At 39.7% G+C, this 12,928-nt stretch carries 17 protein-coding genes and 6 tRNA genes; 15 read left to right on the plus strand and 8 right to left on the minus strand.

Annotated elements, in window-relative coordinates; genetic code table 11:
- Nucleotides 1-30: 30 nt before the first annotated feature.
- Entirely contained in the window at nt 31-891 is an 861-nt protein-coding gene (gene pdxY / locus A4G16_RS08945) for a pyridoxal kinase PdxY (RefSeq protein WP_165889580.1), read from the plus strand.
- Nucleotides 892-1,082: 191 nt separating this feature from the next.
- Here pdxY and tuf read toward each other — a convergent pair whose 3' ends face one another.
- From tuf to A4G16_RS08970, 5 genes are all read right to left on the minus strand, one after another.
- Nucleotides 1,083-2,267, minus strand: a complete 1,185-nt coding sequence (tuf, locus tag A4G16_RS08950) for an elongation factor Tu (RefSeq protein WP_027073920.1) — start codon at nt 2,265-2,267, stop codon at nt 1,083-1,085.
- Nucleotides 2,268-2,383: 116 nt separating this feature from the next.
- Nucleotides 2,384-2,459, minus strand: a tRNA-Thr gene (locus tag A4G16_RS08955).
- A gap of 4 nt (nt 2,460-2,463) precedes the next feature.
- Nucleotides 2,464-2,538, minus strand: a tRNA-Gly gene (locus tag A4G16_RS08960).
- A 43-nt stretch (nt 2,539-2,581) separates the two neighbouring features.
- A tRNA-Tyr gene (locus tag A4G16_RS08965) sits at nt 2,582-2,666 on the minus strand.
- A 35-nt stretch (nt 2,667-2,701) separates the two neighbouring features.
- Nucleotides 2,702-2,777, minus strand: a tRNA-Thr gene (locus tag A4G16_RS08970).
- A gap of 246 nt (nt 2,778-3,023) precedes the next feature.
- Here A4G16_RS08970 and coaA point away from each other — a divergent pair.
- From coaA to A4G16_RS09040, 14 genes are all read left to right on the plus strand, one after another.
- Nucleotides 3,024-3,974, plus strand: coding sequence for a type I pantothenate kinase (coaA, locus tag A4G16_RS08975; protein WP_165889581.1), 951 nt, complete (start codon nt 3,024-3,026; stop codon nt 3,972-3,974).
- A gap of 115 nt (nt 3,975-4,089) precedes the next feature.
- A complete protein-coding gene (locus A4G16_RS08980; protein ID WP_165889582.1) occupies nt 4,090-4,629 on the plus strand; it encodes a DsbE family thiol:disulfide interchange protein in 540 nt (179 codons plus the stop codon).
- Between the two features lie 8 nt (nt 4,630-4,637).
- Nucleotides 4,638-5,120 carry a cytochrome c-type biogenesis protein gene (locus A4G16_RS08985; RefSeq protein WP_165889932.1) on the plus strand — a complete coding sequence of 161 codons (483 nt, stop codon included), beginning with the start codon at nt 4,638-4,640 and terminating at the stop codon, nt 5,118-5,120.
- The gene (gene ccmI, locus A4G16_RS08990; protein WP_165889583.1) at nt 5,120-6,031 is read left to right on the plus strand and encodes a c-type cytochrome biogenesis protein CcmI; all 912 of its coding nucleotides are present in this window, start codon (nt 5,120-5,122) and stop codon (nt 6,029-6,031) included. Before A4G16_RS08985 ends, ccmI begins: the two co-directional genes overlap by 1 nt.
- On the plus strand, nt 6,028-6,633 hold the full coding sequence (gene mog / locus A4G16_RS08995; protein WP_165889584.1) for a molybdopterin adenylyltransferase: 606 nt from the start codon (nt 6,028-6,030) through the stop codon (nt 6,631-6,633). Before ccmI ends, mog begins: the two co-directional genes overlap by 4 nt.
- Before the next feature lie 8 nt (nt 6,634-6,641).
- Nucleotides 6,642-6,980 carry a nitrogen regulatory protein P-II gene (gene glnB / locus A4G16_RS09000; protein WP_027073914.1) on the plus strand — a complete coding sequence of 113 codons (339 nt, stop codon included), beginning with the start codon at nt 6,642-6,644 and terminating at the stop codon, nt 6,978-6,980.
- Nucleotides 6,981-7,000: 20 nt separating this feature from the next.
- Entirely contained in the window at nt 7,001-7,492 is a 492-nt protein-coding gene (gene lspA / locus A4G16_RS09005) for a signal peptidase II (protein ID WP_165889585.1), read from the plus strand.
- Entirely contained in the window at nt 7,493-8,437 is a 945-nt protein-coding gene (gene ispH, locus A4G16_RS09010; RefSeq protein ID WP_165889586.1) for a 4-hydroxy-3-methylbut-2-enyl diphosphate reductase, read from the plus strand. It abuts the gene before it with no gap.
- A complete protein-coding gene (locus A4G16_RS09015; RefSeq protein WP_165889587.1) occupies nt 8,437-8,685 on the plus strand; it encodes a succinate dehydrogenase assembly factor 2 in 249 nt (82 codons plus the stop codon). The genes ispH and A4G16_RS09015 overlap by 1 nt, the downstream gene beginning before the upstream one ends.
- A 179-nt stretch (nt 8,686-8,864) precedes the next feature.
- Nucleotides 8,865-9,197, plus strand: a complete 333-nt coding sequence (locus A4G16_RS09020; protein ID WP_027073910.1) for a DUF413 domain-containing protein — start codon at nt 8,865-8,867, stop codon at nt 9,195-9,197.
- A 64-nt stretch (nt 9,198-9,261) separates the two neighbouring features.
- The gene (gene trmA / locus A4G16_RS09025) at nt 9,262-10,353 is read left to right on the plus strand and encodes a tRNA (uridine(54)-C5)-methyltransferase TrmA (protein WP_165889588.1); all 1,092 of its coding nucleotides are present in this window, start codon (nt 9,262-9,264) and stop codon (nt 10,351-10,353) included.
- Between the two features lie 92 nt (nt 10,354-10,445).
- Nucleotides 10,446-10,535, plus strand: a tRNA-Ser gene (locus A4G16_RS09030).
- A 77-nt stretch (nt 10,536-10,612) separates the two neighbouring features.
- Nucleotides 10,613-10,702, plus strand: a tRNA-Ser gene (locus tag A4G16_RS09035).
- 156 nt (nt 10,703-10,858) lie between these two features.
- A complete protein-coding gene (locus A4G16_RS09040) occupies nt 10,859-11,236 on the plus strand; it encodes a YbaN family protein (RefSeq protein WP_165889589.1) in 378 nt (125 codons plus the stop codon).
- Here A4G16_RS09040 and xerC read toward each other — a convergent pair.
- The 3 genes from xerC to A4G16_RS09055 form a co-directional block, all read right to left on the minus strand.
- Nucleotides 11,233-12,144: a tyrosine recombinase XerC gene (gene xerC, locus A4G16_RS09045; RefSeq protein ID WP_165889590.1), complete on the minus strand. Its 912-nt coding sequence runs from the start codon at nt 12,142-12,144 to the stop codon at nt 11,233-11,235. The two genes, A4G16_RS09040 and xerC, sit on opposite strands and share 4 nt — an antisense overlap.
- A 74-nt stretch (nt 12,145-12,218) precedes the next feature.
- Nucleotides 12,219-12,602, minus strand: coding sequence for a lipoprotein (locus A4G16_RS09050; protein WP_165889591.1), 384 nt, complete (start codon nt 12,600-12,602; stop codon nt 12,219-12,221).
- 33 nt (nt 12,603-12,635) lie between these two features.
- Nucleotides 12,636-12,926 (minus strand): DUF5377 family protein, encoded by a 291-nt coding sequence (locus A4G16_RS09055; RefSeq protein ID WP_165889592.1) that lies wholly within the window; start codon nt 12,924-12,926, stop codon nt 12,636-12,638.
- Between the last annotated feature and the right edge of the window lie 2 nt (nt 12,927-12,928).

A 12,928-nucleotide genomic window follows, 5' to 3' on the forward strand; every position in this document is an offset into this window, starting at 1 on the left:
CAATTATTTCTATTTTAAAGGAGTGAATGAATGAAAAATGTGCTATCCATCCAATCTCATGTGGTTTTTGGCTATGCCGGAAATAAAGCAGCTACCTTCCCAATGCAACTACTTGGTGTTGATGTTTGGGCACTAAATACCGTGCAATTTTCCAATCATACCCAATATGGTAAATGGGGCGGAATGGTCATCCCTAAAGAACAAATCGGCGATATCGTTGATGGCATTAATAATATCGGTCAATTATCTCACTGTGATGCGGTATTATCGGGCTACATCGGCTCTGCAGAACAGGTACAAGAAATCGTTAATGCTTTCCAAAAAGTAAAAACTGAAAATCCTAATGCAATTTATGTGTGCGACCCAGTCATGGGACATCCAGATAAAGGCTGCATTGTAGCTGACGGTGTAAAAGAAGGATTAATCAATCTTGCCATGGCACAAGCAGATATTATCACGCCAAACTTAGTCGAACTGCGTGAATTAAGTGGTTTAACCGTAGAAAATTTTGAGCAAGCAATTGAAGCAGTTAAAGCTATCTTAAGTAAAGGTCCGAAAAAAGTATTAGTGAAACATTTAAGCCGTGTCGGCAAAGAGAATAATAAATTTGAAATGCTACTGGCCAACCAAGATGGTATTTGGCATATCAGCCGTCCGCTTTACCATTTTGACAAAGAACCAGTTGGTGTAGGTGATTTAACTGCCGGCTTATTCGTAGCGAATTTATTAAACGGAAAATCAGACCTAGATGCCTTTGAGCATACCGCAAATGCGGTAAATGAAGTCATGGAACAAACTTCAAAATCAGGCTTGTATGAATTACAAATTATTCGCTCACGAGATCTAATTATGAATCCGCAATGTAGTTATAAAGCAGTAAAAATCGCCTAATACCATTTGCAAAATAAAACTAAAATCTGACCGCTTGCATACGCCTACCTCGTTGCAAGCGGTCTTTTTTATTCACTATTTTGCAAATTGAGACTTTGTTCTAGCAATTTCAAGCAATAAAAAAGAGGCATACCTTTCGATACACCTCTCTTTCGCTTGTTCGCTTATCTCAAATATAAACTTTCGCTTAATTATTTGATGATTTTCGCAACAACACCAGCACCTACTGTACGGCCACCTTCACGAATCGCGAAACGTAAACCTTCGTCCATCGCGATTGGGTGAATTAAGCTTACTGTCATCTTGATGTTATCGCCAGGCATAACCATTTCTACGCCTTCTGGTAATTCGATAGTACCAGTTACGTCAGTTGTACGGAAGTAGAACTGTGGACGGTAGCCTTTGAAGAATGGAGTGTGACGACCACCTTCTTCTTTTGATAATACGTAAACTTCTGATTCAAAGTCTGTGTGTGGAGTGATTGAACCTGGTTTCGCTAATACTTGACCACGTTCGATTTCTTCACGTTTAGTACCACGTAATAATGCACCTACGTTCTCACCCGCACGACCTTCGTCTAATAATTTACGGAACATCTCAACACCAGTTACCGTTGTTTTCGTTGTATCTTTGATACCTACGATTTCAACTTCATCACCAGTACGGATGATACCACGCTCAACACGACCTGTTACTACTGTACCACGACCTGAAATTGAGAATACGTCTTCGATTGGTAATAAGAATGGTTTATCAATCGCACGCTCAGGCTCTGGAATGTATGTGTCTAAGTGGTTTGCTAATTCTAAAATTTTCTCTTCCCACTCTGCAACGCCGTTTAATGCTTGTAATGCAGAACCACGTACGATTGGAGTATCGTCACCTGGGAAATCGTATTGTGAAAGAAGTTCACGAACTTCCATCTCAACTAATTCTAATAACTCTTCATCATCTACCATGTCGCATTTGTTTAAGAATACGATGATGTATGGAACACCTACTTGGCGACCTAATAAGATGTGCTCACGAGTTTGTGGCATTGGACCGTCTGTTGCCGCTACTACTAAGATAGCACCGTCCATTTGCGCCGCACCGGTAATCATGTTTTTAACATAGTCCGCGTGTCCCGGGCAGTCAACGTGTGCGTAGTGACGTGTCGCTGTATCGTACTCAACGTGTGAAGTGTTGATGGTGATACCACGTGCTTTCTCTTCCGGCGCGTTATCGATTTGGTCGAATGCACGCGCTGCACCACCAAAGTGTTTCGCTAATACCGTTGTGATTGCAGCTGTTAAAGTTGTTTTACCATGGTCAACGTGGCCGATTGTACCCACATTAACGTGCGGTTTTGTACGTTCAAATTTTTCTTTAGACATTTTCTAAAAGCCTCTTAAACAAAAACGGTTACAATGGAACAAAAGAACCCATTAACCATAATGTAGAAATTAATACCAATAAAAATTTGCGTGAGAAAGATAGAATTTAGATGAAGTGGTGCTGATAGGCGGATTTGAACCGCCGACCTCACCCTTACCAAGGGTGCGCTCTACCAACTGAGCTATATCAGCGTCTTGGAGCGGGCAGCGGGAATCGAACCCGCATCATTAGCTTGGAAGGCTAAGGTAATAGCCATTATACGATGCCCGCTGTTCTAAATTCGTCTGACCTACGCGATTCAAAATATCAGAGATGGTGGAGGGAGAAGGATTCGAACCTTCGAAGGCTGAGCCAACAGATTTACAGTCTGCCCCCTTTGGCCGCTCGGGAACCCCTCCACGATAATTGAATACTTATTTACGCTTTGCGTTAATGGTGCCGACTACCGGAATCGAACTGGTGACCTACTGATTACAAGTCAGTTGCTCTACCTACTGAGCTAAGTCGGCATTGCTGTGTCGTAAGCAATTGATGTGCATTATAGGGAAATTTTAACTGTGTGCAAGCATTTTTTGAAAAAAATCTTAAAAAAACGCTCTTTCGATTTTTAAATATACAAAATGACTATTTTTTGTAAAAAATAATGAATTTTCTCCTAATAAATACGGCAAAAACAACCTTTCTATTGTATAGTGAGCAGCCTGATTTGCTTATAAAGGCATTAATTAATCATCAAAAAATTTGAGATTTTGGCTATGAGCCTTGAAAAAAACCAAAAAATTACTCCTTTTCTCACTTTTGATCGTCAGCAATGGGCAGATTTACGTAAATCTGTTCCACTAAAGCTCACGGAACAAGACTTAAAACCCTTATTAGGCTTTAACGAAGATCTTTCTTTGGAAGAAGTTCGCACTATTTACCTACCCCTTGCCCGTTTAATTCAATACTATATAGAAGAAAACTTAAAACGTCAGACGGTATTACATCGCTTTCTTGGCATTGAAGCCCCTAAAGTACCTTATATTATTAGTATTGCAGGTAGCGTATCAGTCGGGAAAAGTACCTCAGCTCGTATTTTACAAGCATTGCTCTCTCATTATCCTTATCAGCGCAAAGTGGATTTAATCACTACCGATGGTTTTTTGTATCCGCTTGCGACCTTAACCGAAAAAAATCTACTAAAGAAAAAAGGCTTTCCCGAATCTTATGATATTCATAGCCTGATTCGATTTGTTTCAGATATTAAATCTGGCAAACGCAATGTCAAAGCTCCGATTTATTCGCATTTAACCTATGACATTATTCCTGATCAATTTAATATTGTAGATCAACCTGATGTGGTGATTTTAGAAGGGCTAAACGTATTACAAAGTGGCATGAACTACCCTTCTAGCCCACATAATGTGTTTGTGTCTGATTTTGTCGATTTCTCTATTTATGTCGATGCTGAGGAAGAGTTACTGAAAACGTGGTATATCAACCGCTTCTTAAAATTTCGCCGTAGCGCATTTGCAGATCCAAACTCCTACTTCCATCATTATGCGAGTTTATCTGAACAAGAAGCTGTAGATACAGCCTCAACAATTTGGGAAGAAATTAACGGCTTGAATCTACGTAAAAATATTCTGCCAAGCCGAGAGCGAGCCAACCTGATTTTAATCAAAGGGCGAGATCACGCCATTGAAACGGTGAAATTAAGAAAATAATCAAAACGAGGTAAATCCGTTGTTCATGCAACGGATTTTTTATTTAAATCAATGCTTATTAGTCGATTTTTTGGTAAGCTAACTATCAATTATAGTTCTAATTCGGGTATCTAAAATGAATAAGAAATTTCTCCTGCCTTTAGTTGTATTTTTAGCTTTATCTGTGGCATTTATGATTCAACTTGCCCGTAATTCTCAAGGCGATGACCCGAAAAGATTAGAGTCAGCATTAGTCGGAAAAAGTGTGCCTGCATTTAGCCTAGAATCTTTAGTTGATGAAAAACAACAACTGAACGAAAACATTTTAAAAACAGGGACACCCCGCTTACTGAATGTTTGGGCAACGTGGTGCCCGACCTGCTATGCCGAACATGAATATTTAACTATTCTTGCCAAACAAGGGGTAGAGATTATCGGTATTGATTATAAAGATGAACGCCCCAAAGCCATTAAATTCCTTACCAATTATGGCAACCCGTACAAAGCAATCATTTTCGACCCGAAAGGATCTCTAGGGTTAGATCTTGGTGTGTACGGTGCACCGGAAACCTTTATCGTGGATGGTAACGGCATTATCCGCTACCGCTATGCAGGTGATGTAAACGACAAAGTTTGGAACCAAGTGCTTAAACCGATTTATGAGAAATTGAAATAGTGATAACCATGAAAAAAGCCTTACCGTTAATCTTTATGTTTGCCACAGTTGTCGCTACCGCTGCTCCCGTGGAAATACATCAATTCGATAATCCGCAGCAAGAGGCAGACTATCGAGCTTTAATTCAAGAATTACGCTGCCCGCAATGCCAGAACAACAATATTGCGGACTCAAACTCCACCATTTCAACTGATATGCGGGCAAAAACCTTAGCATTACTGAAAGAAGGCAAAAGTAAAAGTGAAGTAGTGGATTATATGGTTGAACGTTACGGCAATTTCGTCACCTACAATCCGCCAATGACCCCTGCAACATTAATGTTATGGATTCTGCCGTTATTGCTTATTTTCCTAGGGCTTGGTATTGTCTGGCGAAGAAAAAAAGCCAAACCACAAGCGGTCAATTCTGATCAAAATTTTGCAAAACAAACACGGAATTTAAATCAAGACGAACAAAATCGTTTAAACCAAATTTTAAATAAGGATGAGTAATGAATTTCTGGCTGGCGATTATCTTAATCACATTAATTGTTTGTATAGTAGCGTTTCATCCTTTGCTCAAAAAGAATAAAACAATTAGCAACACTAAGCGGGATAGCCTTAATAAAGCCTTTTATTTTGACCGCTTAAAAGAAGTGGAAAATGAGGCAAACGAAGGCGTAATTGATGATCCTGAGCAAACCAAGCTAGAGCTACAACAAAACCTACTTGATGATATTCCCGATACAAAACAAAACAGCACACACTCAACGCTCAAATTTGGCAAAGCTTGGCTGGCTTCGCTGATTATACTTGTCGGTGGAGTAAGCTTTGCCGTTTATAGTAGCGTTGGTTCATGGTTCTCAAGCTCAATGCTGGATACTTCTCACCAAAAATTAGCCTATTTTTATGAGCGTCTAAAAACTGAAGATACCAATCCGCTTAGCAGCGAAGAAATGAACCAATTTGCGATGGCATTGCGTGTAGATTTACAAAAAAATCCGGCAGATGATCAAAAATGGTATATGTTGGGTCAAATCGGGATGGCACTAGATGATGGGCAATTAGCCCATGATGCTTTCAGCAAAGCTGCCCAGTTAAAACCGGATAACTTAGATTATCAGTTAAGTCACGCACAACTATTGCTTTTCTCTGAAGCACAAGAAGATAAAAAACAAGGTGAAACATTGCTAAGAGACATTATCCGTAAGGATCATACGAACTTTAATGCTTTAAGCCTACTTGCATTCCATTCTTTTGAAAAAGAAGATTTCAAAATGGCCGCGATGACTTGGGGAATGATGTTAAAGCTCTTACCTGATGAAGATCCTCGTAAAGTTACTGTTGAACGCAGTTTCAATATGGCACTATCAAACTTAAGTGAATCGGATAAAAAAGAGTTGCAAAAAGGCGAGAAAAAATGACCGCTTGTAAATTATTAGACAAAGAAAAATTAAAAATCGGCTTGGTCTCAATTTCTGACCGGGCCTCACAAGGGGTTTACCAAGACCAAGGTATTCCTGAATTAGAGGCTTGGTTGAAATCTGCACTCATCGAACAATTTGAGCTGGAAAAGCGTTTAATTCCTGACGAACAAGCTGTTATTGAGCAAACCTTAATCGAGTTAGTGGATACTCACGCCTGCCATTTAGTCTTAACTACCGGTGGTACAGGGCCTGCCAAACGGGATGTAACCCCCGATGCGACCCTTGCGATTGCCCACAGGGAAATGCCCGGTTTTGGCGAACAGATGCGACAAGTAAGCCTACATTTTGTGCCGACAGCAATTCTCTCCCGCCAAGTGGGCGTAATTCGCCACGAGAGTCTGATTTTAAATCTTCCCGGGCAACCTAAAGCAATTAAAGAAACACTGGAAGGTGTAAAAGATGAAAACGGAAAAGTATTAGTAAAAGGCATTTTTAGTGCCGTGCCATACTGTTTACAACTTTTAAGTGAAATTTATGTCGAAACCAATCCGCAAGTGTGCGAAAGTTTCCGTCCGAAATCAGCTCGTAGAGAGAAATAGGAATAACGATGAAAAAAATTGAAGCAATCATCAAACCGTTTAAATTAGATGATGTACGTGAGGTCTTAACCGATGTCGGTATTACAGGAATGAGTATTACCGAAATCAAAGGCTTTGGCAGACAAAAAGGACATACCGAGCTTTATCGTGGTGCAGAATATGCCATTGATTTTTTACCCAAAGTGAAAATTGAAATTGTTGTGCCTGATGAGCTGGAAGAACAATGTATCGAAGCTATTATGGAGACTGCCCAAACAGGCAAAATCGGCGATGGCAAGATTTTCGTGTATGATGTCAGCCGTGTAATTCGTATTCGCACCGGCGAAGAAAATGAAGATGCAATTTAATATTAAATAGAAAGGATACAATGAAAAAAACAGGTCTTAGTTGGTTATGGCTTAGCCTCGTAACCATTATTTTGGATTTATGGTCAAAATATATTGTAGTTAAAAATTTTGAATTTGGGGAAAGCATTAATATTCTACCGATTTTCAACTTAACTTATGCCCGCAATTACGGGGCTGCTTTTAGTTTTCTAGCCGATCATTCCGGCTGGCAAAAGTATTTCTTTTTAGGGCTGGCAATCGTTATTTCAGCGGCATTAATCTTTGCCCTATTTAAAAATCAAGCGGTCAAAAAATTGGAAAATTCTGCATATGCATTAATTATTGGCGGAGCCATCGGCAATGCCATTGACCGTGCTTATCATGGTTATGTGGTTGATTTTCTTCATTTTTATTGGGATGTGTACCATTATCCTGTATTTAATATCGCAGATATTGCTATTTGTGTGGGTGCCGGCTTACTACTGGTAGAAGCCTTTACAAACAAAAAAGAGAAACAAGGTAAGAGTGATTAGATGAAAATTTTATTAGCAAATCCTCGTGGTTTCTGTGCAGGCGTAGATAGAGCTATTTCGATTGTAGAGCTTGCCTTAGAAATTCACGGAGCGCCCATTTATGTTCGCCATGAAGTAGTACATAACCGCTTTGTGGTGGATGGACTAAAAGCCAAAGGAGCCGTTTTTGTAGAAGAGTTAAATGAAGTGCCGGATGGTGCAATTGTGATTTTCTCTGCTCACGGTGTTTCACAAGCAGTTCGCCAAGAGGCAAAAAATCGTGGCTTAAAAGTCTTTGATGCAACTTGCCCGTTAGTAACTAAAGTACACATGCAAGTTGCTCGTGCCAGTCGAAAAGGGACAAAAGCAATTTTAATCGGTCACGAAGGGCATCCTGAAGTTATCGGAACGATGGGGCAATATGATAATGAAGAAGGTGGTATTTATTTGATTGAGTCGGTCGAAGATATCGCCAAGCTCCCTATTTCCAATAACGACGAACTCACTTTTATGACGCAAACTACCCTCTCAATTGATGATACCATTGGGGTCATTGATGCGTTAAAAGAGAAATATCCCGCAATTCAAGGCCCACGTAAAAACGATATTTGCTATGCTACTACCAACCGCCAGCAGGCAGTAAGAGAGTTAGCCGAGCAATCACAGCTCGTTTTAGTAGTAGGATCAAAAAATTCATCAAACTCCAATCGTTTAGCAGAATTAGCGTCTCGAATGGGGGTAATGGCAAAATTAATTGACGGTCCACAAGATATTGACCCAGCTTGGTTAGACGGCGTAAAGACAATTGGCATTACCGCCGGCGCTTCTGCACCAGAGGTCTTAGTTCAGTCAGTGATTTCTCATCTGAAAACCTTAGGCGTAACAGAAGTAGAAACCTTAGTCGGCAATGAAGAAAATATTGTATTTGAAGTGCCGAAAGAGCTCCGCATTAATGAGGTAAAATAATGGCTGAAATTAATCGTTTTAAATTAGAGTGGGAATGTCGCCGTGGTATGCGTGAGTTAGACAAAATGATTATGCCATTTTATAAAAACCATTTTGATGAACTCAACGAGAGCCAACAACTAGCATTTGTACAAATGTTAAGCTATACCGATCCAGAATTATTTCGTTGGGTCATGCTGCAAGAAAAAGCGCCCACTCAAGAGATTTCAGATCTTATTGACATGATCCGTTTAAAAATTGAACGTTAAATCATACTAATGAAAGATCTTGCTTAATTCTCACACAAAGCAAATTCACAAAATTTGCGAAAAATCGGGGAAATTTAACCGCTTTTTGCATTAAATCATTGATTTATTCTCTATTTTTGTTTTAATGTACGCCCGATTTTTCTTTTCCCAAGTTCCAATAAAAAACAATGAGGCATATTATGGCAGATAGTTTTAGCGTTACACGTCGCTTTTTTGATGATAAAAATTACCCTCGCGGCTTCTCTCGTCACGGTGATTACACCATTCGCGAATCACAAACTTTAGAGCAATTTGGTCAAGCTTGCTTAGCTTTAGAAACCGGTGAACGCAAACCTGCTACAGCAGAAGAAAAACGTTTTGTGGCAGTAATGAAAGGTGAAGAAACGGCAGAAAGCATAATTGAAAAAGCCTGGTTAAAATACCGTTCACTAACAAGTGCAAGCAAACGAATCTACACACTTTCCGGTAATGCCGGTAGTGATGTTGGTGATGATTTTAGTGCAGCTGAATAATCTAATTAAAGAACCACGAAGCAATTCGTGGTTTGTTTTTTCGTTTTCTATATTGTGGTAAAAAATGACACTCCCTATCGAACAATATTCCGATCTCCTTGCAAAAAAAACAGAAAATCTGACCGCTTTACTTGCGCCTTTTAATCCTCCGGCATTAGAAGTTTTTTCTTCTAAGCCCAACCATTTCCGTATGCGAGCGGAATTTCGGGTTTGGCATGATAACGGTGAGATCTACCATATTATGTTCAATCAAGAGACGAAAGAGCGTTATCGTGTAGATAGTTTCCCGATTGCAAGCACACTTATCAATAACATGATGACAGTGCTGTTAGCGGAAATTAAAGGCAATGAGCAGCTTACCCGAAAGCTGTTCCAAATTGATTATTTAAGCACGCTCAGCGGTGAAATTGCGGTGTCATTGCTCTATCATAAAACGCTTACTGATGATTGGATTGAACAGGCAAAAAGCTTAAGAACCCGATTACAAAATCAAGGTTTTAAAGTACAGCTCATTGGGCGGGCAACCAAACAAAAAATTGCCTTAGATTGCGATTATGTGGAAGAAATTTTACCGATTCACGGCAAAAACTATATTTACCGCCAAGTGGAAAACAGTTTCACCCAGCCAAATGCGGAAATGAATATCAAAATGCTGGAATGGGCAAGAACTTGTACTAAAAACAGCCAAGGTGATTTACTGGAACTTTATTGTGGTAACGGCAACTTCTCTATTGCCCTAGCAGAAAATTTCCGCAAAGTGCTGGCAACTGAAATTTCAAAATCTTCAGTGCAGTCAGCTCAATATAATATTGAGCAAAATGGGATTAATAATCTACAGATTATCCGAATGTCGGCAGAAGAATTTACCCAAGCAATGAATGGCGTGCGTGAATTTTATCGCTTAAAAGGCATTGATTTAAAAGCCTATGATTGCAATACCATTTTTGTCGACCCGCCACGGGCAGGCTTGGATCAAGATACGCTTAATATGGTACAAGCTTATGAGCGTATTCTCTATATTTCATGCAATCCTGAAACTTTAGCGGCAAATTTACAGCAATTATGCCAAACCCATCGTATTGAAAAGGCAGCATTATTCGATCAGTTCCCTTACACTCATCACATAGAAAGTGGCATTTGGCTGATAAAAAAATAATTTATGCTGAAAAAAAGAACGAATAATCTGATTTTCAGATTTATTGCTTGACGATTATTCGATAAATCTCTATTATTGCAAGCGTTTTCAACGGAGGAATGGCAGAGCGGTTGAATGCACCGGTCTTGAAAACCGGCGAGGGTTAACGCCCTCCGTGAGTTCGAATCTCACTTCCTCCGCCATCGAATTTAGAGTCTGCTGATTGTTATCAGCAGATTTTCTCTTTTAAGAGAACAACAATTTAATAGACTTTCAACCCGGAGGAATGGCAGAGCGGTTGAATGCACCGGTCTTGAAAACCGGCGAGGGTTAACGCCCTCCGTGAGTTCGAATCTCACTTCCTCCGCCAATATCTAAACCTGTTGAGTATTCAACAGGTTTTTTTATTTCCTATTTGCAAAAATATCTGACAAATAGACCGCTTGCATTCATTGCTATAAACTGTTGAAATCAAAGCAAACTTCCTTTAGGATAATTGCGATTCATTCTCAATAATTTAGCTTTCATGAAATTACTTTATATCATATCCGGTTTTATCTGTATTGGTCTTGGCATTATTGGTGCAATATTGCCGGGTTTACCAACCACTCCTTTTTTACTCTTGGCCTTGTTTTGCTTTACTAAAGGTTCGGAGAGAATTCGTCTATGGTTTATCCAAACCAAGCTTTATAAAAAATATCTGCAGGAATATGATGAAAAACGGGCAATGACAATGAAACAAAAAATCACAATTTTGGCAATTGCGTTTCCGTTTACGCTATTTGCCTTTATCTCATTGCCTCACATAGGTGGAAAAATAGCCTTAGCCGTGCTTGTAGTTATTCAATATTGGTACTTCTTTTGCAAAATGAAAACTCTTGAACCAACGCCCATGAAACCTTAATCTTCTTTCTTTCTTCTCGCCCTTGGGTGTGCTGAGTCATAAATTTTTGCAAGGTGTTGAAAATCCAAATGGGTGTAAATTTGAGTAGTAGAAAGACTGCTATGTCCTAACAACTCTTGTACTGCTCGTAAATCACCGCTCGCTTCCAACATATGGGTAGCAAAAGAATGGCGTAATTTGTGCGGATGCAAATGGCTTTCCAGCCCCTGCCGTTCACCCCACTTCTGCATCACCAGCTGAATTGAACGGTGCGATAAACGCCCTCCTCGTTTATTCAAAAACACTGAATTATCTTGTGGCTTAAACTGCCCCCGCGCCTCAAGCCAACGTTGAAGGGCATTTAACGCTTTAGAGCCAATCGGCACGATTCGTTCTTTACTGCCCTTACCTTGCACCCGAACTTCTTTCGCCGATAAATCCATATCGCCTAAATTCAGACCTTGCAACTCAGATAAACGCAATCCTGAGCTATACATCAGCTCCATCATCGCAATATCACGCAGATCGCTTGGCTCATCACTTTCAATCGTAAGAAGTTGCCCTACTTGCTCTGCATCAATATTCTTTGGTAAATGCTTGCCTACTTTAGGTGACTTCACACCAAGAGTTGGATTAGCATTCATTCGCCCAACCTTAATTAAATAGGCAAACCACTGTCTTAATGCCACCAATCGCAAACCGATACTTTTCGCACTCAAGCCCTGTTTATGGCTTTGGCTTAACATCCAACGTACCGAGCTACTTTCCACTTCTTCCCAACTTTCGATACCAGCCTGTGAAAAAAGCTCGCTCACCGCAGCTAATTGGCGTTGGTAGTTGCTCAAGGTATGCGGACTCACCTGCTTTTCAATTCGCAGAAAATCCCAATAGGGCTGAGTTTGTTGGAAAAGTGGATTATTTGTTTGCATAGAAGGGGGCTACAAGCGGTTGAGTTTTAAGGAAATTTTGCAAATGGGCAGTAAACTGCCCACTGTAGCTGTAATTATTTTATAACGTAATAAGTGCCTTTACCCTCTACAGAGGTAAAGGTAATATTTACTGGAACTTTGTTACCATTTTGACATTTAAATTGCCAAATTTCTTGCCAAGAGAATTCTTGTTTTGAGCCCTTTGGCTCTTGAGATAAATAAGATTTCACATCTACTGCTTTATCACAATTTGATGAAGAAGCAAAAGAATATGCAGGGAATAGTACATCATTCATCAGCTGTTTATTTGCTAAACTACCCTCATATAATGCACCTTTAGGTGCATCTGCATCAATAGCTTTCATCCCAGGAGGAATACTACCCTGTGCTGAATTCTGCACTGAAGAACATCCAGCTAAGACTGCCACTGCCAATAATGGCATTAAATATTTTTTCATATACATTTCTCATGTAAGTTATGAAATCAACTATTACACTAAGCTCAACAGCCCGATGCGAACACCCACATTACCGAGTGCAACAGAGCTTAAATACTCGCCTAAAAACTCAAATAATTCATCAATATCGGTAAAACTGCGGTGAATTTTTACTTCATCTTCCACCTTACGAGTAAATTCATATTGAATATTTTCATCGTTAATATGAGCTTCAAGCGTAATATAAACAGTCTCAAAATAATGGCTAATCGAGCCTTCAAAGCCCGGATCGCTCACTCGTACATTCCAATGATTACTAAACAAAACTTCGGTTTTTACTGACATTG

The organism is Mannheimia granulomatis (genome assembly GCF_011455695.1).
In the GTDB taxonomy this organism is placed as follows: Bacteria; Pseudomonadota; Gammaproteobacteria; order Enterobacterales; family Pasteurellaceae; genus Mannheimia; species Mannheimia granulomatis_A.

Bases quoted from the DNA above. Each gene is read 5' to 3' on its own strand.
- ccmI (WP_165889583.1), top strand. From the start codon at position 5,120: ATGAATTTCTGGCTGGCGATTATCTTAATCACATTAATTGTTTGTATA.
- glnB (WP_027073914.1), top strand. From the start codon at position 6,642: ATGAAAAAAATTGAAGCAATCATCAAACCGTTTAAATTAGATGATGTA.
- A4G16_RS08980 (WP_165889582.1), top strand. From the start codon at position 4,090: ATGAATAAGAAATTTCTCCTGCCTTTAGTTGTATTTTTAGCTTTATCT.
- ispH (WP_165889586.1), top strand. From the start codon at position 7,493: ATGAAAATTTTATTAGCAAATCCTCGTGGTTTCTGTGCAGGCGTAGAT.
- A4G16_RS09040 (WP_165889589.1), top strand. From the start codon at position 10,859: ATGAAATTACTTTATATCATATCCGGTTTTATCTGTATTGGTCTTGGC.
- A4G16_RS09055 (WP_165889592.1), bottom strand. From the start codon at position 12,926: ATGTCAGTAAAAACCGAAGTTTTGTTTAGTAATCATTGGAATGTACGA.
- lspA (WP_165889585.1), top strand. From the start codon at position 7,001: ATGAAAAAAACAGGTCTTAGTTGGTTATGGCTTAGCCTCGTAACCATT.
- tuf (WP_027073920.1), bottom strand. From the start codon at position 2,267: ATGTCTAAAGAAAAATTTGAACGTACAAAACCGCACGTTAATGTGGGT.
- mog (WP_165889584.1), top strand. From the start codon at position 6,028: ATGACCGCTTGTAAATTATTAGACAAAGAAAAATTAAAAATCGGCTTG.
- A4G16_RS09050 (WP_165889591.1), bottom strand. From the start codon at position 12,602: ATGAAAAAATATTTAATGCCATTATTGGCAGTGGCAGTCTTAGCTGGA.
- A4G16_RS09020 (WP_027073910.1), top strand. From the start codon at position 8,865: ATGGCAGATAGTTTTAGCGTTACACGTCGCTTTTTTGATGATAAAAAT.
- trmA (WP_165889588.1), top strand. From the start codon at position 9,262: ATGACACTCCCTATCGAACAATATTCCGATCTCCTTGCAAAAAAAACA.
- A4G16_RS09015 (WP_165889587.1), top strand. From the start codon at position 8,437: ATGGCTGAAATTAATCGTTTTAAATTAGAGTGGGAATGTCGCCGTGGT.
- xerC (WP_165889590.1), bottom strand. From the start codon at position 12,144: ATGCAAACAAATAATCCACTTTTCCAACAAACTCAGCCCTATTGGGAT.
- coaA (WP_165889581.1), top strand. From the start codon at position 3,024: ATGAGCCTTGAAAAAAACCAAAAAATTACTCCTTTTCTCACTTTTGAT.
- pdxY (WP_165889580.1), top strand. From the start codon at position 31: ATGAAAAATGTGCTATCCATCCAATCTCATGTGGTTTTTGGCTATGCC.
- A4G16_RS08985 (WP_165889932.1), top strand. From the start codon at position 4,638: ATGAAAAAAGCCTTACCGTTAATCTTTATGTTTGCCACAGTTGTCGCT.